This window comes from Roseibium marinum, assembly GCF_002906165.1.
Lineage (GTDB): Bacteria > Pseudomonadota > Alphaproteobacteria > Rhizobiales > Stappiaceae > Roseibium > Roseibium marinum.
Map to the genome: position 1 here is coordinate 1,385,098 of NZ_PPCN01000001.1, position 23,517 is coordinate 1,408,614.

Below are 23,517 nucleotides of genomic sequence, written 5' to 3' on the forward strand. Positions count from 1 at the left end.
TTCTGTCTCTTATCGTGACGGTTTCGGGTGCGGATCTAGGCCCGCTGTGGCGCACTCAGGGTTTCCGCGCCAAGCGCGGTGAAGACGGTTTTCATGATGCCGTTACAGTCAAGGCCTGCCTTCGCATACATGACGTCCGGCTTGTCGTGATCGAGGTAGGCATCCGGCAGGGCGAGCGTGCGGATCTTCAGGCCGTTATCCAACAGGCCTTCTTCCGCGAGCCTTGTCAGAACGTGGCTGCCGAATCCGCCCGCGGCGCCTTCCTCGACAGTCACCAGCACTTCGTGCGAGCGGGCCAGGCGGCGGATGAGGTCCATGTCCAGCGGTTTGGCGAAACGGGCATCGGCCACGGTCGTCGACAGACCGGCGGCGTCCAGTTCGTCGGCTGCCTTCAGGCATTCGCTCATCCGGCCGCCGAAATTGAGCAATGCGACCTTCGTGCCTTCCCTGCGGATGACGCCCTTGCCGATCTCAAGCACGCTGCCCCGCTCAGGCATTTCCAGGCCTGCGCCTTCGCCGCGCGGATATCGGAAGGAAATCGGCCCCTCGTCATAGGCAACGGCGGTCGCCACCATGTGCCGGAGTTCCACCTCGTCGGCGGCCGCCATCACGACGAAACCGGGCAGGCAGGAGAGGAAGGCGGTGTCGAAGGCGCCCGCGTGGGTAGGTCCGTCGGCGCCCACAAGCCCGGCGCGGTCTATCGGAAAGCGCACCGGCAGTCCCTGGATCGCCACGTCGTGTATGACCTGGTCATAAGCCCGCTGCAGGAAGGTGGAATAAATGGTGGCGAAGGGTTTGAAGCCTTCGCTCGCCAGACCGGCGGCGAAGGTCACCGCGTGCTGTTCGGCAATGCCGACATCGAAGGTGCGCTCCGGAAAGGCCTCTCCGAAGAGGTTCAATCCGGTTCCGTCCGGCATGGCCGCGGTGATCGCCACGACCTTTTCGTCGGATTCCGCTTCCTTGATCAGCGACGTTGCGAACACATTGGTGTAGCTCGGTGCGTTGGCCTTCGGCTTTGCCTGCTTGCCGGTCACGACATCGAATTTCGCCACGCCGTGATACTTGTCCCGGGCGCCTTCCGCCGGTCCGTAACCCTTGCCTTTCTGGGTGACCGCGTGGATCAGCACAGGACCTTGGTGGGTATCGCGGACATTCTTCAGCACCGGAAGCAGATGTTCCAGGTTATGGCCGTCCACCGGGCCGACATAATAAAATCCGAGCTCCTCGAACAAGGTGCCGCCGGTCCAGAAACCGCGGGCATATTCCTCCGCCCGGGCGGCTTTTTCGAACAGCGGCTTGGGCAGGTTCTTGACGATGTTCTTCGCGGCTCCGCGCAGGGACTGGTAGGTCGGACCCGACACCAGCTTCGCCAGATACGCGGACATCGCCCCGACAGGCGGCGCGATGGACATGTCATTGTCGTTGAGAATGACGATCAGCCGTGAACCGAGATGGCCCGCATTGTTCATCGCCTCATAGGCCATGCCCGCGGACATCGCCCCGTCGCCGATGACGGCAATCACGTTGTTGTCGCCGCCCTTGAGATCACGGGCCGCGGCCATTCCCAGGCCCGCCGAGATCGAGGTGGAGGAATGCGCGGCGCCAAAGGGGTCGTAGACGCTTTCGGTGCGTTTCGTGAACCCGGACAGGCCGTCGCCCTGGCGCAGGGTACGGATACGGTCACGGCGTTCCGTCAGGATCTTGTGCGGGTAGCATTGATGGCCGACATCCCAGATGATCCTGTCATCGGGCGTGTTGAACACATAATGGAGGGCGACTGTCAGTTCCACCACACCAAGCCCGGCGCCCAGATGGCCACCGGTAATTGATACGGCGTCGATCGTTTCGGTGCGCAATTCGTCGGCAAGCTGCCGAAGTTCGGCTTCGTCAAACCGGCGCAGGTCCGCAGGGGAATCTATCTTGTCGAGAAGAGGCGTATGGGGGCTGGAAGTCACGCTGCAGACGGCTCCGGGAGTTGAAACATGGCGGGCAGGCATACACCAACCGAATATAGGGCGCAAATATGTGAGAAGGAATGTGCCAAAACGACTTTGTTTCCGAATGGGCGCGCGCCGCAATCATGAGCGTTTCCCGCCATCAAATGGTTCCATATTTACGAGACCGTATCCTGAAAGTACAATTTTATGGGTCCGTACCCTTAGGACGAAATTCCGTTCAGTCACCCTTTTGGGTGATGCGTCTTCTACTGATCTGTCTTACTGGAATAATTGTGGTCGATGGGGCCACGTGCACAGTGATCAACTAGGGGTCGTATTTATACGGCCCCGTTTTTTTGATCGCGGTCACCCGCGTATCGGACAAAATCCGGTCAGCTGCCGGAATGCAGCCCGAAAACCTCTTGAAAACTGCCTGAAATCCGATGGAGACAAATTCAACGGAGTGCAGTCGACCGACTTTTCCAGACGTCCGACTTTACCGGTTGCGGTTTGGTCAGAAAAGACCCGCCAGCTTGTGAACCAGCCTTGCCAGTTGTAGTTGCGTGTGCACGCCGGTTTTCTCGTAAACCCGCCGCAGATGTGTCTTGGCCGTATTACGGGTGATGCCGAGATGGTCTGCCGTGACGTTCATCGAGCCGGTCATGGTCAGGTATCTTGCCAGATGAGCTTCCGAGAGAGACAGGTCGTAATGGTCGTGGAGGATAGTTTCGACATCCTCCGACAACTCTGCCGTCTCGGTGACACGGATCAGAAAAAACGGTGGTGCGATATCGCCGGACTTCGAAGGAGGCGGGGCAACGGTTTCAACGGAAATCCGTTTCAGGGACCCGTTCCGGCTTGTGATGTACACCGACTGGGCTTTCGGTGTTTCTCTGCCTGTCGGTTGCTGGTGGTCCGCCGCGAGCGCCTGCAAGCCGTTTTCAAACTCCTTGTTCTTGACCAGCAGCTTACTGCTGGATCCGGCGGCCATCCCCAGTTCCTCAAGCATATCCAGTGCTGTGGGAGTATTCACCAGAATGTCGCGATCGATATTGATGAGGACTGCAGGACTTCCGAGTGCGGACAAGAAGACGCGGTGGATCTGACTGAAGGATCGCTCCTGTTCGAGCCGCAGATAGGTGCGCAGGCCGGGGGCGAGCGCCTTGACGATCGTCGCGAAGGTTTCGCTTGCGATAGCGTTGTCGATTGATTCCGGCGTATGAGCTGTGAACAGGCACGCGAACAATATCGTTGATTTCCCCGTCCGCCGGAGAGGCGAAACAAGTCCCGGAGCCCCGGATAACAGCGTGATCTGATGCCGCTCCGTTTCCTCCGGGCTGGCGCCGGACAGGTTTGTCCCGTCCGGGTCGCGCCCGAGCGGCGTTTCCGGCGTCGGCCCACCGCTGGTCCTTCCTTTGTCGATGGACGTTTTGCAGTAGGGGTGGAACAGGGATGCTTCGGCGATCAGAAACTGCAACGCGGTGCGGCCACTCGTCATCCGGATGTCCTGAAAGACCTCACAGAATTGCCGCGCTTGCCGATCTCCACCGAAATTCGATGTCGGATTGCCATTCTGGTCGAATTCGGCCAGGAACGATCTGCAGTTCAGCTGTTCCTCGATAAGCTCCAGAATAGAATGCCATCCTTGAGATTGTGGCGAGCACTCAAGAACGCGCATAAGTAGTTTAGATTCATCTGATTTGCTGAGTTCGGGCATAATATACTTTATCTACTAACGATTACATATGAACCCCGTAAACTCTTGAATATTTTTACCAATGAATGAACCTGGGTGCAATGAAAATAATATCTGAAAACTGGCAGGTTGTATTGGAATGCTCAGCGGTCGAATAAATTAAATCGCCGGTGTCTTGCTTAATTCATTCATCGAGCAAGTCTCCGATGTCGTTGCGCCTGTATGAAACTTGTCAGAAAGATTTGAACATCCGAAGGCGGGTTTTCGCCTTGCGTTCGCACGGCGGCTCTCCAGATTAGCTGAATATCAGGTCACGGACCCAGAAATGAGCAAAAAATGGGGCCTGGATCTGGACCTGTGCGGGAGACCGCGCCGGGATCTACTGAGGATCCAGAGCGCCGGTTCCGCTTGCTTCGCCGTTCTGCCCGAGCTGGATCTTCTCCACTTTCGCTTCGGCGGATTTTAAAAGAGCATCGCAATGCTTGCGCAGGGCGTCGCCTCGTTCGTACATATCGATGCTTTTTTCGAGCGGCACATTGCCTTGCTCAAGCTCGCGAACGATGGTCTCCAGCTGTTTGAGCGCCTCCTCGAAGGAAAGGCCGGAAATGTCTTTGGCTGCATCGCTCATCGCTGCGGTCCCCGGGTTTGATTTCTGGATGTCGGTTGCTCTTGCAGGGAAACTTGCGGTCCCAAGGGCCAAGGTCAAGGTCTGATTTCAAATTCGCTCCGGTGATCCCCGTGGTTTTGCCTGCCGGCCCGGGTGGCGTCGCTCAACCCGTCATCAGGGTCATGACATGGGCGGCGACCGAGCGGGCAAGTCCTTCCAGATCGTATCCGCCTTCCAGCACGGAGACGACGCGGCCTTCGCTGTGCCTGTCCGCGACGTCCATGAGTGCGCGGGTGGCCCATGCGAAATCCGCCTCCACCAGATTGAGTCCGCCCAGCGGATCGCGTGTGTGGGCATCGAAGCCCGCGGATATTATAATGAGTTCCGGCGTATAGCCTTCCAGGCGGGGCAGGATCACGGCCTCGAAGGCTTCCTTGAAGGCGGCACCGCCCTCGCCCGGGGCGAGAGGCACATTGACGATCGTGTTGGCATCGCCGCATTCCGAAGCGGCGCCGGAGCCCGGGTAAAGCGGCATCTGGTGGGTCGAGCAATACATCACGTCGGGATCGTTCCAGAAAATATCCTGGGTTCCATTGCCGTGATGAACGTCGAAATCCACGATGGCGACCCGCCCGACGCCATGGACCGCCTGTGCGTGGCGCGCGGCAACGGCGGCATTGTTGAAGAAACAGAACCCCATCGCCCGGTCTTTTTCCGCGTGATGCCCCGGAGGACGGGATGCGGAAAAGGCATTGCTGACTTTTTTGGCCAGTACTTCGTCGACGGCGAGACAGGCCGCGCCCGTCCCTCTTAAAACGGCTTCCCAGGTTCCGGGCGACATTGTGGTGTCGGCGTCGACCCTGGCGGTGCCTTCTTCCTTGGGAGCCAGCCGGTGAAGCTGGTCGACATAGCTCATCGGATGCGCCCGCGCGATGTCTTCCAGTGCGCCGACCGGAGCAAGGTCCCGTTCCAGCGACTGGAACTTTTCGTGTTCCAGTATCCGGTCGATGGCGCGGATCCTGTCCGGGCGTTCCGGATGGCCGACAGGCGTCAGGTGGTCGAGATACGAGGAATGGTGAAGAAAGAGCGTGGACACTGAAGGCGTTTCCGGAAGGCTTTGTTATGGGGAATGACCTGCGTCATGAACCAGAGCCATCAGAGCGCTCGCGGCTGCTTCTGTCAATTGAAGATGGGTAAAAGGCGGGAAAGGTCCGATATCGGCAGCAGGACAAAAAAAGGGCCGGCAATTCTGGCCGGCCCGTTCAAAGGTGCGAGCACCGCAATGCCCGAGGGGAGGTCCGCTGCATCTCAAATCTGATTGTAGATTACGTGATTCCGGTAAGCTTTGGCGAGCTTTTAACCGCAATTCATTTGGAATTCGGTGTTGAAAAGCCGGAATTTTGCGGGCCAGTATCATTTGTCATCGATTGTTTTGCTTAGGCTTCTTGCTGCCCGGTCATTGTGTGCTTGGCCTTTTCAAGGCGGGAGTCTTGCTGAAGCTCTGGAATAACTCAGAGTGTTCCGGGTTGAGCTTGCGCGGCAATTTTCCCGCTGGAGTTGCTGATTTTTAAGGCTTTTCGATTGGGAGGTGAATTTGGGAGCACCCTCTGTTTCCCGTTGCGGTGGCGTTTCGGCACTTGCTCTTGCGGCGTCCTGGTCAGCCGCGCGGTGCAGCCGCCCGGCGCAAACGGTCATTGATCGCTTCGCCCAGTCCAAAGTTGGGGATAAACTGGACCCGGATGGTGCGGGCACCGCTCGCATCGAGGGTCCGCATGGCCTGAAAGAGATTTGCGGCAGCCTCGGTGAGGTCTCCCGAAGGGCTCAGATTGACCTCCGCCAGGGCCTCGGACGCCCGGGGGAGCGCATCGGGACCGAACGAAAGCAAGCCGTCTTCGGGGCCTGCTTCCAGGGCATTCAGGATCATCGCCGCGTCAGGCGCGTAATGCGAGGACAGCATTCCCGGAGCCGCCGGTGCGTCCGCCCGCATATCGGCGGAAGCGCCCTGAAGCCGATGTCCGAGAACGGTTTCAATGTCCTGGCGTGAAATGCCGCCGGGGCGCAGTAGGCGTGGCGTGTCATCGGCCAGGCCGACAATGGTCGACTCGATCCCGACAGCGCAGGGGCCCGCGTCGATCACCCAGCTCAGGGACGGGCCGAGATCCGCGATCACGTCATCGGCGATCGTCGGGCTGATCCGGCCTGACCGGTTGGCGCTCGGAGCGGCCAGGGGCCGGCCGGTTTTCTGCGACAGGAACCGCATGACCGGGCCGGCCGGCAGACGCAGGGCAACGGTTTCAAGTCCCGCGGTGGCGAGATCGGATATCCGGCAAGTTTTGCTTTTGGGCACGACGAGGGTCAACGGGCCGGGCCAGAACGCTTCGGCCAGCGCCAGGGCGCGCGCGTCGAAGATCCCGTGTTCCAAGGCGGCCTCAAGGGAGGCGACATGGGAAATCAGCGGATTGAATTGCGGCCGTCCCTTGGCTGCGAAAATCCGGGCACAGGCGGTCCCGCTGGTGGCGTCCGCCGCCAGGCCGTAGACCGTTTCGGTCGGCACGGCGACCAGTTCACCGTTGACGAGCGCTGCGCAAACGGCGTCCGCTTCGCGGGCGTCCTGCCAGTCCCGGGTCTTCAAATCGGGCGTCCAACGCTGCATTGCCGGTCTCTTCATGACGGCCGCGTCTGTTTTCACCGAAAACGCACGCACCTGCCGCTGCGATATGGGTTGACGTTTACGTCAACAGGGCTACTGTCCTGTCAAACCGCTGTCTCACAGGCCTTTTGCGGAGAAGCATTGCCGTCGTCAAGCTTTGAGCGGTGAAGCAGCAGGTTGCCAGCGGAGGAGAAGCTGGCGAATAAGTGATCGACTAGCTTGTCCTGAAAATACAGGGAAGCTGATAAGTTGTTAAATTTTAAAGTGTTAGAGCATTCTGTCCGGGTTTGAAAAACGCTGATGCTCTAGGGAGGACCTGAATGTATCGCGCGCCTGTCGATGAGATTGCTTTTACCCTGAAACATGTCTGCGGTCTTGAGGACCTGCAAAAAACCGCGTGCCATGCAGAGCTTGGCGACGATCTTGTCGATGCCATTCTGACCGAGGCCGGCCGGTTTGCCGCCGAGGAAATCGCACCGCTCAACGCTGTCGCGGACCGGCACGGAACGCCTTTTAAAAACGGCGAGATCACGACGCCGCCGGGCTGGAGAGACTTGTATCATGCCTGGATCGAAGGCGGCTGGAACGGCTTGACGGCCTCGCCCGAAGCAGGCGGGCAGGGTCTGCCTCAAATGCTTTCCGCCGCCGCGCTGGAAATGTGGAATTCCGGCTCGATGGCCTTCGCGATCGGCCCGACGCTGACCATGGGCGCGATCGAGGCGATGGAAAAACACGCCTCCCAAAAGCTGAAGGCCAAATATCTGGAGAAGCTCGTTTCCGGCGAGTGGATGGGGACAATGAACCTCACCGAACCTCAGGCCGGTTCCGACCTCAATGCCCTAAAGGCGAGGGCGGAACGCAATGACGACGGGAGCTACCGGATTTTCGGCCAGAAGATCTTCATCACCTATGGCGACCACGATCTGACCGATAACATCATTCATATGGTTCTGGCGCGCCTGCCGGATGCACCCGCCGGGACAAAGGGTATTTCGTTGTTTCTGGTGCCCAAGTTTCTTGTCAATGAGGACGGGTCGCTGGGCGAACGTAACGATGTCCGGGTTGCCGGTGTCGAACACAAAATGGGCATTCACGGCTCCCCGACATGCACCATGATCTATGGCGATGAGGGCGGGGCGGCGGGCTGGCTGATCGGCGAGGAAAACCGCGGTCTCGCCTGCATGTTCACGATGATGAACAATGCCCGCCTGGCTGTCGGTATTCAGGGTCTCGGTGTTGCCGAGCGCGCTTATCAGCATGCCCTGCAGTATGCGCTGGACCGCAAGCAGGGCAGGGCGCCGGGGGACAAGGGCGAAGGCATGAGCCCGATTGCCCGCCATCCGGACATCAAGCGCATGCTGCTTGCCATGAAATCCAGAACCCAGGTTGCCCGCGCGATCTGTTACGCCTGCGCGCATGCCATCGACATGACGAACGGCGCCGACGACGACGATACCAGGAAATTCTGGAGCGAACGCGCCGGCCTGCTGACACCGCTCGCCAAGGCGGTTTCGACCGATTTCGGTGTCGAGGTGGCCTCGCTCGGCGTTCAGATCCACGGCGGCATGGGCTTCATTGAGGAGACCGGCGCGGCGCAGCATCTGCGCGACGCGCGCATCGCGCCGATCTATGAAGGCACCAACGGCATTCAGTCCATCGATCTTGTCCTGCGCAAGCTGCCTCTGTCGGGCGGAGATCACATCAGGGGCTTCATCGCCGAACTCAAGGCCGTTGCCGGCGAGGTGGCCGCCTCCAACCGGCCGGAATTCGGCGCGACGGCCGCGCGTCTGGCGGCCGCCATCGAGGACCTGAGCGAAGCAACCGAATACATGCTGGCCGCGCAGGCCGAGGGCCGGATCGCCGACGCTCTTTGCGGGGCGACGCCTTACTTGCGCGTGGCGGGACTTGCACTCGGTGGGGCGCTGCTCGCCAGGGGCGCATTGCGCTCCGCCGGTGAACCGGCGCTGCGGCTTGCCGAACGGATCTTGCTCGCCCGCAATTTCTGCGAGACGACGCTCTGCGAAACCGCTGGTCTGAAGTCGGACATCCTGCTGTCGGCCGAAGCCATTCAGGCGTTCGATGCAGAAGCTCTGGCATCCTGAAGCGCCGCACGGGAGAACTCTATGATCCGCAAAACCATTGAGGACGGCGTCCAGATCCTGCGTCTGGACCGGCCGGAAAAGAAGAACGCTCTCACGGGCGCCATGTACACGGATCTCGCCGAGGCTCTGGAAGCGGCAAACACGGATGACGGTGTGCGCTGCCATCTGATCTGCGGCCAGCCGGAAGTGTTTACGGCGGGCAATGACATCGGCGATTTCCTGCAATATGCGGGCAAGTCCGGCATGACCGAAACCCCGGTGGTCCGTTTTCTGCGCGCGCTGGTGCGCAACGAAAAACCGCTTGTGGCTTCGCTCGACGGCATTGCCATCGGCGTCGGCGCCACGTTGCTGATGCATTGCGACATGGTGTTCGCCAGTCCGCGCACTGTTATCCGCTCTCCTTTCGTGGATCTCGGCCTCGTGCCGGAAACCGGCTCCAGCCTTCTCGGGCCGCGGCTGCTCGGCCATGCCCGCGCCTTCGAACTGCTTTGTCTCGGCAGACCCTTTTCGGCGCGAAAGGCGGAGATGGCGGGCCTGGTCAACGAAGTGGTGGAAGGCGATGTGGATGCCGTTGCCCTTGCATGCGCCAGAGAAATCGCGGCCAAGCCGCCGGAGGCGATGGCGCTGTCGCGCAAACTCCTGCGCGGCGATATCGGACCGCTTTCCGAACGCGTGGAAGAGGAAATCCGCATCTTTGCTAGCCGGTTGAGTTCGCCGGAAACCATGGCAGCTTTCCAGGCTTTCATGACGAAAACAGCGAAGACCTAGGGCAGAGAAACTGCGGTCATCGGCGGCAAGGCCCCCTGAAAAACGAACAAGCGCCAAGACGGCGAAATTCCGGAGGAGTAGAAGATGTCACTGAAGGGCAAAACCCTGTTCATCACCGGCGCCTCGCGCGGGATCGGCAAGGCAATCGCGCTCAAGGCGGCGCGGGACGGCGCGAATATCGCGGTGGCCGCCAAGACTGCCGAGCCGCATCCCAAGCTCGAGGGCACGATCTATACAGCCGCCGAGGAGATCGAAGCCGCGGGCGGCAAGGCGCTGCCAGTGGTTCTGGACGTGCGCGACGACGAGGCGGTCAAGGCCGCGATCGACAGGACGGCGGACCATTTCGGCGGGCTGGACATTCTGGTCAACAACGCCAGCGCCATTCAGTTGACCCCGCTGGCGCAGACCGACATGAAGCGCTTCGACCTGATGCATCAGATCAATACGCGCGGTACGCTGGCCTGTTGCAAACACGCGATCGAACATCTGAAGAACGCGGACAATCCACATGTCCTGATGCTGTCTCCGCCGCTCGACATGCAGGAAAAGTGGTTCGCGCCGTTCACGCCCTATGCCATCGCCAAATACGGCATGAGCCTGGTGGTGCTGGGCCTTGCCGGGGAACTGCGTTCAAAAGGGATCGCGGTGAACGCGCTCTGGCCGCGTACGACCATTGCGACCGCCGCCATCAAGAACATCCTTGGCGGTGACAAGCTTATGCAGCAAAGCCGTACACCGGATATCCTCGCCGATGCCGCCTATGAAATCTTCACGTCGCCGTCGATGGAACTCTCGGGTCAGTTCCTGATCGACGACACGTTCCTCGCAAGCCGGGGCGTGACCGATTTCGACGGGTATCGTGTCGACCCGAGCCTCGCGCTCGCGCCGGATTTCTTCGTGCCGGACGACAGCGAGGCGCCCTGCGATCTGGGACCGATAAAAGCCTAGAAAGCTGCTTCTGTTTGAATTTCGGGCCGCCGCATAAAGATGCGGCGACCCGGTTTGTTCCGGTTCAGCGGATTGTCTTGAGGGCCGTCCCCCATTTTATCAGTTCGCCGAACATCAGGGTTGCCCCTTCCTTGACTTTGTCATTGGCGCTGAAGACGCCGTCATCGCCGATGAATTCAGGGAAGAAGGGAACCGGCACGACTTGCGGCAGGCCAACGACGCCGACGGTCGACAGAAGCTCGCGCAAAGTCTGGGAGGCCCTGAGCCCGCCGGAGACGCCGCCATAGCTGATGACGCCGGCCGGCTTGTAGTTCCATTCGCGGTAAAGCACCTGTATGGCGTTTATCAGTGAGGCTGGTGCGAAATAGTCGTATTCCGGTGTCACGAAAACGAAGGCGTCCGCGTCCCCGATAATGGCGCTCCAGCGCTTGGTGTGTTCGTGGGTATATTGCTGGGCGGCCGGGTGCGCCGGTTCGTCGAGAAGCGGCAGGTTGATGTCGGCGAGATCGACGCTTTCCACCTCGAAGCCCTCATGTGCTTTCGCCGCTTCAGCGGCCCAGGCGGCGATGGTCGGTCCGACACGGCCGGGGCGTGTGGAGCCGGTAATGATTTTCAATTTGAGTGCCATGGTCTGTCCTTAAGGGGGAAGTCTCTGGAAGGAAGTATCCATGGGATACTGTGGTATACCGTGGAAACTGACCTCAACGTATGCCAGACTGGCCCGATCGCAAGACGGCACTTTTTTGAAACCAAGGTATCCTTGATGAAACCGCTGCCACAACATGAAGACCCGAGATGCCTGCCGGTTCGCAGGCTGTTGCAGACAGTCGGCAGCAAATGGTCGGTGCTGGTCGTCTCGCATCTCGAAAATGAAGCCAAACGGTTTTCCGAACTGAAGCGATCGATTGGCGGTGTCACGCAAAAGTCCCTGACGGCCACCTTGCGGGAGCTGGAAAGGGATGGCCTCGTGGACCGTAGCGTTACACCCAGCATTCCGCCGCGGGTGGACTACGCCCTGACCCCGCTCGGAAGAACGCTGCTCGGGCCGCTGAACGCCCTGACGGGCTGGGCGATTGAAAATGAAACAGCCGTGGCCGCCGCCCGCGAAAGGTTCGAAAAGGACAACGAAGCCGCGTGAGACGGCGGTTGATTTTTTCAAACCGCTGAGGCAGATTTCCGGAGCCGACGAGGGCGGCTTCCGGATCCGCGGAAAGCGAAAGCACCCTGACATCTGACGACATATGCCGGTTTTTCACCTGCGCCCGAAACCAGCGGATCGCCCGGGCTTTTGCAACAGGAGAAAAGCCATGTCCGACGGCATTGCATCATCCCTTGAATCCTGCAGGAAAGCTGCGAGACGGCTTAGTAAAGCGCATGCACTTCGCGATGCGGAGGCGCTCGCGCGTGTCGCCGCGCATATTCCCGGGACCAGGCTTTTGAAACATGCGGACTTTCTGCATGTGATTGCCCGCGAGGCCGGGCACGAAAGCTGGCCGAAACTAAAATTCGCGCTGGAAAGCGAGGCCATGAGCCGGGCGGAAAAGGCCGAGCGGCTGAAAATGGCGCTCTATTTGGGGCAGCACTGGGTGACGGACAGGCTTCTTGCCGACAATCCGGGCCTGAAAGACGAAAATCTCGGCCTGCAGATCGCGCTCTACGATCTGGAAGCGGTCCGGGCGGCCATTGAGAGCGATCCGGAAACGGCGATCCGGCCCATCGGCCTGCGCTCTCCGATCCTGCATCTGGCTTTTTCAAAGGAAATCCATCGCTGTCCGGAAAGACAGGCCGAGATGCTCGCCATTGCGGAGCTGCTGTTGGCGCATGGTGCGAATGCCAGTGACGGCTATGCGGCCGAACCGGGGGGCGCACATAAGTTGTCGGCGCTTTACGGGGCGCTTTGCCACGCCGATAATTTCGCGCTGGGCCGCTGGCTGCTGGAAAAGGGAGCCGATCCCGACGACGACGAGAGCCTCTATCACAGCACCGAACTCGGCGATCCGAAGGCGCTGAAACTGTTGCTGGAACATGACGCGAAGCCGTGGGGCACCAACGCCCTGGCGCGGGCGCTGGATTTCCGCAGCGAAGAGATGGTGCGGCTGCTGCTCGAGGCCGGAGCAGATCCGGACGAGGCCCTCCCGGATCATCCGGGTGGCCAGCCGGTTCACACAATACCCGCTCTGCATCAGGCCGCCCGCCGCATGTGTCCGGCCGGTCTCGCCGACCTCCTTCTGGATCATGGCGCCGACCCGAACCGGATCTGGAACGGTCACTCGCCATATGCGACCGCCCGGATTTACGGCAATGACGCGATGGCTGAGTTGCTGGCGCAGCGAGGTGCGGACACGTCATTGAGCGAAACGGAAATGCGCCTGTCGGCCTGTGCCCGCGGCATAGTGCCGGCCAAGCCTTTCGATCCAGACCGGCTGCACAGGGAAGACAGGATGCTGCTGACCCGTATTGCCTTCGAGGAAGACCGGTTGGCGCATATGGCGGCTCTGGTCGCCGCCGGTCTCGATCCAGACCAGGTGGACGAAATGAAATTGCCTCCGCTTCACGCGGCCGGCTGGGCGGGACTGCCGCAGACGGTGGCTTTTCTTCTGACGCTTGAACCCGATCTCGATCGGAAGAACGCCTATGGCGGCGATGCCCTCGGTACCGTCCTGCATGGTTCCGAACACAATCTGGATCGTGCAAAGCGGGATCATATTTCCTGCGCCCGTCTGCTGCTTGAGGCCGGGAGCACGCTCCACCCCGAATATATCGCAGGATGCGGCAACGAAGAGATGGTTCAGTTTCTGGAGGACTGGCAGGAAAAATCTGGGCAGGCATGACCCGATGCGGCGGGCGGACCCATGTCCCGCCCGTTTGCTGCTGCCGGATCGGCTGTCAGTCTCCGCAGATATGACAGGGATGCGCGCGGAACTGGCCGAAAAGGTTGGGGACTTTGCCGGTCGGGACGGATCACACCCCTAAAACCTGCATATGGTCAAAGCCGGTTTCCCAACGGAGGAATGCAATATGGAAAGTGCCCTGGACCAGGTCAGCGTTTATACCCCGCTGCTGATCAACGCGATCAAGGCCGTCATTGTCCTCGTCATCGGGTGGTTTCTGGCCGGATTCCTGTCGACACTGGTTAAAAAGAGGATCGTCAGCCATCCGCGCGTCGACAACACGATTGGCGGCTTCGCCGCCTCGATCGTGCGTTGGCTGGTCCTTCTGGTCACGCTGATTGCCGTGCTGCAACTCTTCGGGATCCAGGCGACCAGCCTCGTGGCCGTTCTCGGCGCCGGCACTCTGGCGATCGGGCTCGCCCTGCAGGGCACCTTGAGCGACATTGCCGCAGGGGTCATGCTGATCATCTTCCGGCCTTACAGGATCGGCCAGTTCGTCGATATCGGCGGGACCAGCGGGACCGTGAAGGACCTCAATATATTCGTGACCGAACTGGTGACGCCGGACAACGTGCAGATCATCATGCCGAATGGTCAGGCCTGGGGAACGGTGTTGACGAATTACTCCGCCCATCCCACGCGCCGTCTCGATCTGACGTTCGGTATCGACTACGACGACGATGCCGACAAGGCCATCCAGATCATTCTGGACGTGGCCAACGCGGACGGGCGCATTCATAACGAACCGGAACCCTGGGTCCGCGTGACCAATCTCGGCGACAGTTCCGTGGACCTTGGCGTCCGGCTCTGGTGCGATGCCGCCGATTATTGGGAATTGAAATTCCACATGCTCAAATCGGTCAAGGAAGCCTTTGACGCCGGTGGGATTTCCATCCCCTATCCGCATACCGTGGAGGTCAGGAAGACCGGGTAATGCCAAGGGTCACAATCATCGACCCTTGGTATAAGGCGCGGCACGGCTACGGAGAGAGTAGCCGCCGTCAGGCGGAGGCGGTCTCTTTCTCCGATTGCGGGGGTGTCTTGCCGTCGTCTTCCTGTGCTGCTTCGCCTTCCGTAGCTCTGACCTGAGCCCCGGCCTGAACGCCGATGTCTGTTTGAGTGTCCTGGGCGGGAACATCCTGCGCTTCCGGCTCATCCTTCTTTTCGGACTGCGCGGCAACGTCCGGGGTCTTGGCGAACATCGACACGACCGGATCTTCAAACTCGGGGCCATCCGGGTCGGTGTTCATAAGCTGCCGTTTTATAGCGAGCTTGGACACGTGATCGCGCAGACCGGGATGCTCCTCCATCAGCTTTTTGAAGTCCTGGGCCTTGAGGCTCAGGAGCTGGCAATAGCCGAGCGCGTAGACGTCGGCGCTGCGGCGGCCTCCCGTCATCAGGGCGATCTCGCCAAAAACGTCACCGCGGCCAAGCCGGACGTTGTGCGTCGGCGCGCGCACTTCGACGGCGCCTGACGCGATGAAATAGGCGGCATCGCCCCGGTCGCCCTTGCGGATCAGTTTCTCGCCGGGCGTGGCGAATTGCGGCCGCATGGTTTTCTGGATGGCTTTCTGCTGCTTGCGCGGAAGATCGACAAACAGCGGATGCGCGCTGATCAGCTCGCGGGTTTTCAACCCGAGATCGAGTTTGGGTCTGGTATGGCAGGCCCGCCACATCTGCTCCACTTCCCGCAAAAGGTTGCGGTGCAACTCCGTGCCGATGAGCATCTGGCCCTTGGCGTCGTCATAGGCCTTTTCTTCCAGGCGCACGCCGGCTTTCCGCAGAAACTGGTTTTCCAACGCGTCGGCATAGTCAGGATACTGGAGGCGCAAGGCCTCGATCGCCTGAACGGTCTCCTCCCGGCGGATGTTGAGCGTGTCCTTGAGGATGCCCGCGATCCGGTCCCCCAGCAAGGGGCGGATCCGGCGGTCGTTGAACTCGATCAGTTCATCGGCCAGGATGCGGTAGACGAGCAGAAACTCGAAACGGTCGGCAAGGCGGATGGCAAGAGGCCGGGTAATCCTGAAATGCCTTTGCAGCATTTGCGCGAGCCGGAAACCGAGCCCGAATTTCAGAGGCTGGCGGGTGGCCGCGTTGTAGCCGGAACGGCCGTCCGAGCGTGTCAGGTCGCCGGTTCGCCCGGTCAATGCGAGAAAACGGGAAACCGATCTGCCCGAAATCGTCTTGTCGTGAAAATGCTCCAGCACGAGCTGCTGTTCCCGGTCGGCCAGGGCGACCAGGCCGATACGCACGCGGTCCCAGTCCTTGAGTTCCTCAAGCTTGTTGGTTTCGGCGGCGGCGGCGGTGGACCTTCCGGCGTAATCCTTGATCACATCGCCGGTGACACGCGGCTCGATATGGTATTTGCCGGCGGCGGTCTGGATTTCGTGGCGCACATCGGAAAGCGCCAGGGCGAGAAACTGGGTTCGAACAGCTTCGTCCCGGGCGTTCAGACGGTCCAGGCCGAGAAGACGGATCAGCGGTTTCAGGCTGGTGCCGTAAACCAGCAACGTGAACAGGACGAAACCGGTTGCCAGCTTGGTCACGAACCCCGAAACCTCATGGGAAAGTCCCGAATGTTCCGAAACGCTGAGGGCCAGGGTCAGGGTGACCGCGCCGCGCATACCTCCCCACAGCATGACGGTCTTGAATTTGTTGTTGACGGACTGGCCGGCGCCCAGGGTGCTCAGCATCGGCAGCAGTCCGAAAATCACCACCGCCCGCGCAGCGAGTGCGGCAACGATGACGACAAGCAGCAGCAGGATGTCGATCGGGCTGAAGCCTTCCACGAACCGGGGGATCAGGATCGCCGACAGCAGGAAGATCAGCGACGCGGCCCAGAAGGAGATCTGTTCCCAGACCGCATGGAGAAACTGCCAGCTGGAAGGCTGAATGCGGGCGGGGCCGTAGAGATTGAAGACGGTGCCGGCGCAAACCACGGCGACCACCGCGGACACATCCGCAAACTGGTCGCTGAACACATAGGTGCCGTAGGGCAGGGCCAGGCTCAAGGTGACCTGCGCAAGCGGAAGGTCGCGCATCATGGGCAGCAGACTGACGGCAAGTCGCGCCAGGACTGTCCCGACGATGACGCCCCCCGCGAAAGAGCGCAGGAATGAGAGGACCGTCTCATCCACTGTCAGCGTCTTCTCGCCAGTAAGAATATCGATGAGCAGGACGAAGATGACGATTGCCGCGGCATCGTTCAAAAGGCTTTCGCCTTCCACGATCCGCCCGAGCCGCGCCGGCGCGCCGATATCCCTGAATATGGCGACGACGGCGACCGGGTCTGTGGTCGCGACGATCGCGCCCAGTAACAGGCATGCGATGAGTGACATGCCGGACAACGGATAAAGCGCGAAGCCGATGAAGAACGTCGCGACAAAGACAGCGACGACGGCCATGACGAGGATCGGCGCGATATCTTCCAGGATCCGCCGGATGTCGAGCGTCAGCGCGGTCTGGAACAGCAATATCGGCAGAAAGATGTAAAGGATCATCTCCGAGTCCAGCGGGGGATGGACGAAGACATTAGCGATTGTATTGAATGCGTCGGTCCGCGGTGTGTAGAGCAGATAGATCGCCAGGATGCCGATGAGGGTGCCGACCATTGCCAAAAGTACGCTGGAAGCGATCCCCAGACGGCGGGCCAGGGGCTGGAGCAGCGATATGGTAATCAGCAGCAGCGCGAAAGCGCCTGTAATCAATGGTGTTTCCATGAACCCATCGTGCCTTGCGATTGCGGCAATTTCAAATGTGCCTCAATTTGGTTCCGCTGGATCGGGCCGAAATCGGATTTAACGGCATGACAGCGGAAAGCTGTTGCAAATTAAAGTGTTAGCGCTTCAAATCCATCTTGCCTGAAGGCTCCGCTGCCATTAACAAGCGCGGCTTTTCCGTTAAAGCCACCCTGTCAGGGCGCTTCGCTTCCAAAGCGATAGCAGTATTTCTGCTTAAGAAGCGTAAAGGCGCCGGTTCGGCCTGCCCTCATTATAAGTCCATACCCTGGTTTGCTTTGCCTGCGGCAGGCCTGTCTTGCAAGCTGGATGCTTTGCGTTCCGAAAGCCAGATTCCGCCCAGAACCAGGGTCAGAGCCAGGCCGTGATGCCATTTGAATGGCTCGCCGAGGATCGACACCGCAAGGATGGCTGCGAATATGGGTACGAGATTGATGAAGACACCGGCTCGCGCCGGGCCGATCAGTTCCACACCGCGCATGAAGAAGATCTGCGCCAGGCAGGACGGAAAGAGGGAAATGTAGAGAACCACCATCCAGCCTTTGACCGTCGGCCATTGCGCGGTGCCGGAGGCCAGCTCGAAGACAAGACCGGGAACGGAGGTGACCGCCGATATGGCCGAAAGCACGGCGAAAAAGGCAAGACCGGAGACCTGGGGTCTGTTCCTGAGGGCAAGGGTATAACCAGAATAGAGCACGCAGGCGATCAGCATGACGCCGTCGCCCGGGTTCACCGCGAGCGCCAGCAGGGTGTCCAGATTTCCCTGTGAGGCGACCAGCGTCACCCCCGCGAGCGTCAGCAGGATGCCCAGGATTTGCAGCACCCGCACGCCGGTGCTGAACGCGATCACGGATCCGATCAACACGAAAATCGGGATGGACCCCTGGATAATGCCGAGATTGACGGCCGTTGTCCGTGTGGCCGCGATATAGAACAGGGTGTTGAAACCGACATAACCGAACACGGCCATCAGGATCATGCGCGGAAAATAAGGGCGCATGACAGGCCATTCCGCGCGGATACGTATCCACAGCGATGGCATCAGTATGCCCGCGACAATCACCCAGCGCAGGAAGACCACCACCATGGGAGAGACTTCGCCGACGGCCAGGCGCCCGGCGACCGTGTTGCCACCGAAGAACAGGGCGGTGAGGGCGAGCATCAGAATGGCGTTGCCGTAGGTCAGGCCGCCAAATCGTCTCGTAATCGAAAGCATAAGGACCTTTCCGCGAAAAGCGGTGCTGATGCCGACATCGGTACTGGAAGAACGCAGGGACCGAAAGGGCCTTCTGTTCGAAATCGAGTGCGTCTCCCGGAGATAATACCCCGGATTGTTTCCAAAACGGAAAAAGTCATGGGTGAACCCGGCCAATTGACGCCCGCCCTCTTTCATCCCAAAACACTGGCAAAGTGCTAGTAAAGGGTCTCAGGGTCGTAACCCTGAACGCGAGCGGATTTTAGGGAGACAGGAATGACCGGCCGGATCGATATCCATGGATTGAAAGTTGCCAAGGTGCTCTTCGATTTCATCAACGCCGAAGCCTTGCCGGAGACAGGTGTCGACCAGGATCATTTCTGGAAAAGCCTTGCCGCGCTGATTCACGATCTGGCTCCCGTCAACCGGGCTTTGCTGGATAAGCGCGATGCCATGCAGGCGAAAATCGACGCCTGGCACAAGGCCAATCCGGGCACCCCGGACATGGTGGCCTACAAATCCTTCCTGAGCGAAATCGGCTATCTGGTTCCCGATGAAGGCGATTTCGAGGTCGGGACAACCGATGTCGATCCGGAAATCGGCGAAGTCGCCGGTCCCCAGCTTGTCGTTCCGGTGATGAATGCGCGATACGCGTTGAACGCCGCCAATTCCCGTTGGGGATCGCTCTATGACGCGCTTTACGGCACGGACGCCATGGGCTCCCGGCCGCAGGGCGGTGGATTTGACGAAGCGCGTGGGGCTGAAGTGATCGCCTATGCCCGCAAGGTTCTCGACGAGGCGGCGCCGTTGACGAGTGGAAGCTGGTCAGGTGTCACAGGCCTCGCCGTGAAAGGCGGGGCGCTTCAGGTCGCGACGGAAACCGGTTCCGCGTCCCTTGCCGATGAAGCCCAGTTCGCAGGATACTCCGGCGATGCAAGTGCTCCCTACAAGGTTCTTCTGGTCAAGAACGGTCTTCATCTGGAAATCAATATCGACGGGCAACATCCGATCGGCAGGACCGACAAGGCCCATATTTCCGATATCGTTCTGGAATCCGCCATGTCGACGATCATGGATTGCGAGGATTCCGTGGCCGCGGTCGACGCGCAGGACAAGGTGGCCGTCTACACCAACTGGCTCGGCCTGATGAGGGGCGATCTGGAAGAGACGTTTGAAAAGGGCGGCGAAACCGTCACCCGGCGCATGCATGGCGACCGGCACTACACGGCGCCGGACGGCAGCGCCGTGACGCTCCATGGCCGCTCGCTGCTGCTGGTGCGCAATGTCGGCCATCTGATGACCATTGACGCGGTCCTGGACAGGGATGGCAACGAAGTGCCGGAAGGTCTTCTGGACGCCATGATCACATCGCTGATCGCGCTGCACGATATCGGTCCGAACGGCCGGGAAACCAACAGCCGTGCCGGTTCTGTCTATATCGTCAAGCCGAAGATGCACGGTCCTGAGGAAGTGGCCTTCGCCTCGCGGATTTTCGACCGGGTGGAGGACGCGCTCGGCATGACGCGCCATACTCTCAAGATGGGTATCATGGACGAGGAACGCCGCACCACGGTGAACCTGAAGGAATGCATCCGCCAGGCGAAAGACCGGGTGTTCTTCATCAACACCGGGTTCCTCGACCGGACCGGAGACGAGATGCACACCTCCATGGAAGCCGGACCGATGATCCGCAAGGGTGACATGAAAGCCGCACCCTGGATCACCGCCTATGAAAACAACAACGTCGATGTAGGGCTGGCCTGCGGGCTTCCCGGACATGCTCAGATCGGCAAGGGTATGTGGGCGATGCCGGATCTGATGAAAGCCATGCTGGAGCAGAAGATCGGCCACCCGATGGCCGGGGCGAACACGGCCTGGGTACCGTCGCCGACGGCGGCCACCCTGCATGCCCTGCATTATCACAAGGTGTCCGTCGCGCAGCGCCAGGCGGAACTGAAATCCCGCGAAAGCGCCAGACTGGAAGACATTCTGTCCATTCTCGTCGCCGTCAGGCCGAACTGGACACCGGAAGATATCCAGGCCGAGCTCGACAACAACGCCCAGGGCATTCTGGGATATGTCGTGCGCTGGGTGGAGCAGGGCATCGGCTGCTCCAAGGTTCCGGACATCAACAATGTCGGCCTTATGGAAGACCGGGCGACATTGCGCATTTCATCGCAGCACATCGCCAACTGGCTGCATCACGGTGTGGTCGGCAAGGACCAGGTCATGGAAACCATGAAGCGGATGGCCGCCGTGGTCGATGGTCAGAATGCCGGAGACCCCGGCTACCGCCCAATGGCCGCGGATTTCGACAACTCCGTCGCCTTCCAGGCGGCCTGTGAGCTGGTGCTGGAAGGGACGAAACAGCCGAACGGCTATACCGAGCCGGTCCTCCACCGCCGCCGTATCGAGTTCAAGGCTAAGACGGCTGCGTGACACGCGGACGCCGGGCGCGTGTCAGCGTCCCGGCCGTTCGTGCGCTGGGTCGGCCTGCGGCCTGAGCGTCTGGAGACAGGCGTGTGGACCGGACATTCGCCGGTGCATTGCAAACGGTAAACGCCTAAAAATTGAAACAAGTCCGTGCGGCCGGAACAAACGTTTTGGAACATCGATAAGCTATTGATTTCATAGGGTTAGGATAGTTCACTTTCCATTAATGATATTGCATTTCAAACACGTATTTTTACGAATTCCGTAGGGAAAGACGGTAGCTTGCATCTTCTGGAGTAAAAGATGCTGACTGTACTCTCGTGCATTGCTTTCGAGCATGATCCGCTTTTTGTTATTCTGGCGGTAATTATTCTGACGGTCGGAGCGGTTCTGACCATGCGGCTTTACACGAGAGTGCGCCGTACGCAGGGCAATCTCAAATACATGTGGCTGCTGCTTTGCGGTCTGATCGCAGGCGGAACGATCTGGAGCACGCATTTTGTCGCGATGATCGCCTACGAGAGCCCGTTCATTCTTGGATACGATCCCGGTATGACCGCGATATCGCTTCTTGTCGCGGTGTCCGGCGCGACCGCCGGATTGCTGATCAGCAGCGTCACGCGGCGATCGATGCTGATCGAGGTTGGCGGGCTGGTTTTCGGAGCCTCCATCGCGATCATGCACTTCATCGGCATCGAGGCGATGAAGGTCTCCGGGCTCCTGACGCTCTCCATGCCGTATGTGGTCGCATCAGTCATTCTTTCCTGTGTTTTCGGAATGCTGGCGACCAGCCGTGTCGCGCGGCCGGTGACACGCTATTGCAAATACGGCGCCGTGCTCAGCTTTATTCTGGCGGTAGCCAGCCTGCATTTTGTCGCCATGGCTGGCGTGGATCTCATGCCGCTGCGTCTGGACGGCAGCGGCAAGGACCTTGTTTCCAATCAGCTCGTGGGAATAGCCATCGTTTTCACGATGGGTGTTCTCATGCTGTCGGCAATGATCACCTATTCAATCGATTCCGCGAACGCTCAGGATGCAGACAACAAGCTGCATCACATGGCTCATCACGACCCGATGACCGGGCTGCCGAACCGCGGAGCTCTCGACCGGCATCTGGAGGCAATACTGTCCAGTGTCACAAATGACAACGCACGCATCGTCGTGATGAACTGCAATCTGACCAGGTTCAAGGAAGTGAACGAGGTTCTCGGCTACTCCGGCGGGGACGCATTGTTGCGTCATGTCGCCAAATGCCTGTCGGAGCACCTGGAACAGGACGAATATATTGCCAGGCTCAGCGGTGACGAGTTCGTCATTGTCGGCAAACCCGTCTATAACCGCGGGTATATACTCGATTTCTGCAAACGGGTGCAGAAGCTGGTTTCGCTGCCTATGACATGGCGGGACGAGGATATCCGCGTTGGCTGCAGTGTCGGCTATGCGCTTTACCCGGACCATGCGTCCTGCGGGGTGCAGCTTCTTGAGGCCGCGGAGCAGGCAATGCGCCGGGCGAAGGCGGAGGGAGGAAATACCGCCCTTTGTTACGATGCGGATCAGGACCAGCAGACCCGCGACCGCAGCGCCCTTGCCATGGATCTGCGCAATGCGCTCAAAAACGGCGAATTCGAACTCTATTATCAGCTTCAGAATGACGTAAAGACACGGGCTGTCACCGGTACGGAGGTGTTGCTGCGCTGGAACCACCCGAAGCGCGGAAAAGTACCGCCCTCCGAATTCATTCCCATTGCGGAGGAAACCGGATTGATCCTCGAAATCGGCGCCTGGGTCATCCGCACGGCCTGCCATGAGGCAGCTGCCTGGCCGGCGCCTGTCAAGATCGCCGTGAATATCGCCCAGGTACAGCTTTCCGACAGCAAATTTCCACGCTTTGTCGAACACACGCTCAAACGCAGCGGACTGGATCCGGCCCGGCTCGAACTGGAGATTACGGAAACCGGCATTATCGCCGACACGTCAAAAGCGCTGCAGATCATTCATCAACTCAAGCGTCTGGGCGTGCGTATCGCGATGGACGACTACGGAACCGGTTACTCCTCGCTCGCGACACTGCAGGCCTTCCCCTTCGACAAGATCAAGATCGACCGGGAATTCGTCAAGGATCTGGGCAGGAACAGGCAATCCGATGCCATTGTGAAAGCCACGATTATCCTGGCGGAAAGCCTTGATATACCGGTGCTCGCCGAGGGTGTGGAAACCGAGGAGCACCTCCGTCTCCTGGCCGCGCAGGGTTGTAACGAGGTCCAGGGTTTTCTCTTCGGCCAGCCCATGCCAGCCTGCGATATCCGGTCTCTGGTAACCAGGCTCGCGGCGGATCGGTCCGGGGAGGCAACGCCTCGTAAGGCCGGTGAAGTCGGGTTCGTCAGCCAGGTCGCGTGACAAGGTTGCATCTCTGCGGACCGGTTACGGGAAGGCCGGTGTTCAGGGCGTCCCTGTCTTCGGCATTCGGCCCTGACGGATGGTATCGCTTAGAGTGTGTCGCGTTTAAGCGAATTCGTGGATTCAGGAGGACGTCCGAGGCAGCGTTTGCATTGC

Annotated in this window: 16 protein-coding genes; 8 read left to right on the plus strand and 8 right to left on the minus strand. The window is 59.9% G+C overall.

Going from position 1 to position 23,517, the window contains the following annotated elements; translation table 11 throughout:
* Positions 1-35: 35 nt before the first annotated feature.
* From dxs to CLV41_RS06485, 5 genes are all read right to left on the minus strand, one after another.
* A complete protein-coding gene (dxs, locus tag CLV41_RS06465) occupies positions 36-1,955 on the minus strand; it encodes a 1-deoxy-D-xylulose-5-phosphate synthase (protein WP_235867072.1) in 1,920 nt (639 codons plus the stop codon).
* 496 nt (positions 1,956-2,451) lie between these two features.
* A complete protein-coding gene (locus tag CLV41_RS06470; protein WP_146048520.1) occupies positions 2,452-3,435 on the minus strand; it encodes a helix-turn-helix transcriptional regulator in 984 nt (327 codons plus the stop codon).
* 577 nt (positions 3,436-4,012) lie between these two features.
* Positions 4,013-4,261 (minus strand): exodeoxyribonuclease VII small subunit, encoded by a 249-nt coding sequence (locus CLV41_RS06475; RefSeq protein ID WP_068407054.1) that lies wholly within the window; start codon positions 4,259-4,261, stop codon positions 4,013-4,015.
* Between the two features lie 142 nt (positions 4,262-4,403).
* Entirely contained in the window at positions 4,404-5,336 is a 933-nt protein-coding gene (locus tag CLV41_RS06480; protein WP_103221351.1) for a histone deacetylase family protein, read from the minus strand.
* A 561-nt stretch (positions 5,337-5,897) separates the two neighbouring features.
* Complete coding sequence (locus tag CLV41_RS06485; protein WP_103221352.1) at positions 5,898-6,893, minus strand: L-threonylcarbamoyladenylate synthase; 996 nt, start codon at positions 6,891-6,893, stop codon at positions 5,898-5,900.
* Between the two features lie 317 nt (positions 6,894-7,210).
* Between CLV41_RS06485 and CLV41_RS06490 the strand changes: the two genes are divergently transcribed.
* The 3 genes from CLV41_RS06490 to CLV41_RS06500 all read left to right on the plus strand — a co-directional run bounded on the left by CLV41_RS06490 (position 7,211) and on the right by CLV41_RS06500 (position 10,708).
* Positions 7,211-8,992, plus strand: coding sequence for an acyl-CoA dehydrogenase (locus CLV41_RS06490; protein ID WP_103221353.1), 1,782 nt, complete (start codon positions 7,211-7,213; stop codon positions 8,990-8,992).
* Between the two features lie 21 nt (positions 8,993-9,013).
* On the plus strand, positions 9,014-9,760 hold the full coding sequence (locus CLV41_RS06495) for a crotonase/enoyl-CoA hydratase family protein (RefSeq protein WP_103221354.1): 747 nt from the start codon (positions 9,014-9,016) through the stop codon (positions 9,758-9,760).
* An 84-nt stretch (positions 9,761-9,844) separates the two neighbouring features.
* Positions 9,845-10,708 carry an SDR family oxidoreductase gene (locus CLV41_RS06500; protein WP_103221355.1) on the plus strand — a complete coding sequence of 288 codons (864 nt, stop codon included), beginning with the start codon at positions 9,845-9,847 and terminating at the stop codon, positions 10,706-10,708.
* A 64-nt stretch (positions 10,709-10,772) separates the two neighbouring features.
* On the opposite strand, the gene CLV41_RS06505 is transcribed toward CLV41_RS06500, so the two are convergent.
* The gene (locus CLV41_RS06505; protein WP_103221356.1) at positions 10,773-11,336 is read right to left on the minus strand and encodes an NADPH-dependent FMN reductase; all 564 of its coding nucleotides are present in this window, start codon (positions 11,334-11,336) and stop codon (positions 10,773-10,775) included.
* A gap of 135 nt (positions 11,337-11,471) precedes the next feature.
* Between CLV41_RS06505 and CLV41_RS06510 the strand changes: the two genes are divergently transcribed.
* The 3 genes from CLV41_RS06510 to CLV41_RS06520 all read left to right on the plus strand — a co-directional run bounded on the left by CLV41_RS06510 (position 11,472) and on the right by CLV41_RS06520 (position 14,533).
* Positions 11,472-11,846: a winged helix-turn-helix transcriptional regulator gene (locus CLV41_RS06510; RefSeq protein WP_103221357.1), complete on the plus strand. Its 375-nt coding sequence runs from the start codon at positions 11,472-11,474 to the stop codon at positions 11,844-11,846.
* A 169-nt stretch (positions 11,847-12,015) separates the two neighbouring features.
* The gene (locus CLV41_RS06515; RefSeq protein WP_103221358.1) at positions 12,016-13,539 is read left to right on the plus strand and encodes an ankyrin repeat domain-containing protein; all 1,524 of its coding nucleotides are present in this window, start codon (positions 12,016-12,018) and stop codon (positions 13,537-13,539) included.
* 187 nt (positions 13,540-13,726) lie between these two features.
* A complete protein-coding gene (locus CLV41_RS06520) occupies positions 13,727-14,533 on the plus strand; it encodes a mechanosensitive ion channel family protein (protein ID WP_103221595.1) in 807 nt (268 codons plus the stop codon).
* Between the two features lie 67 nt (positions 14,534-14,600).
* Here CLV41_RS06520 and CLV41_RS06525 read toward each other — a convergent pair whose 3' ends face one another.
* Entirely contained in the window at positions 14,601-17,318 is a 2,718-nt protein-coding gene (locus CLV41_RS06525; protein ID WP_103221359.1) for a cation:proton antiporter, read from the minus strand.
* A gap of 271 nt (positions 17,319-17,589) precedes the next feature.
* Entirely contained in the window at positions 17,590-18,552 is a 963-nt protein-coding gene (locus tag CLV41_RS06530) for a DMT family transporter (RefSeq protein ID WP_208987303.1), read from the minus strand.
* 255 nt (positions 18,553-18,807) lie between these two features.
* On the opposite strand from CLV41_RS06530, the gene CLV41_RS06535 reads away from it, so the two are divergent.
* Together CLV41_RS06535 and CLV41_RS06540 are read left to right on the plus strand one after the other, a co-directional pair.
* Complete coding sequence (locus tag CLV41_RS06535; protein ID WP_103221360.1) at positions 18,808-20,970, plus strand: malate synthase G; 2,163 nt, start codon at positions 18,808-18,810, stop codon at positions 20,968-20,970.
* A gap of 297 nt (positions 20,971-21,267) precedes the next feature.
* On the plus strand, positions 21,268-23,361 hold the full coding sequence (locus tag CLV41_RS06540; RefSeq protein ID WP_103221361.1) for a putative bifunctional diguanylate cyclase/phosphodiesterase: 2,094 nt from the start codon (positions 21,268-21,270) through the stop codon (positions 23,359-23,361).
* Positions 23,362-23,517 lie beyond the last annotated feature (156 nt).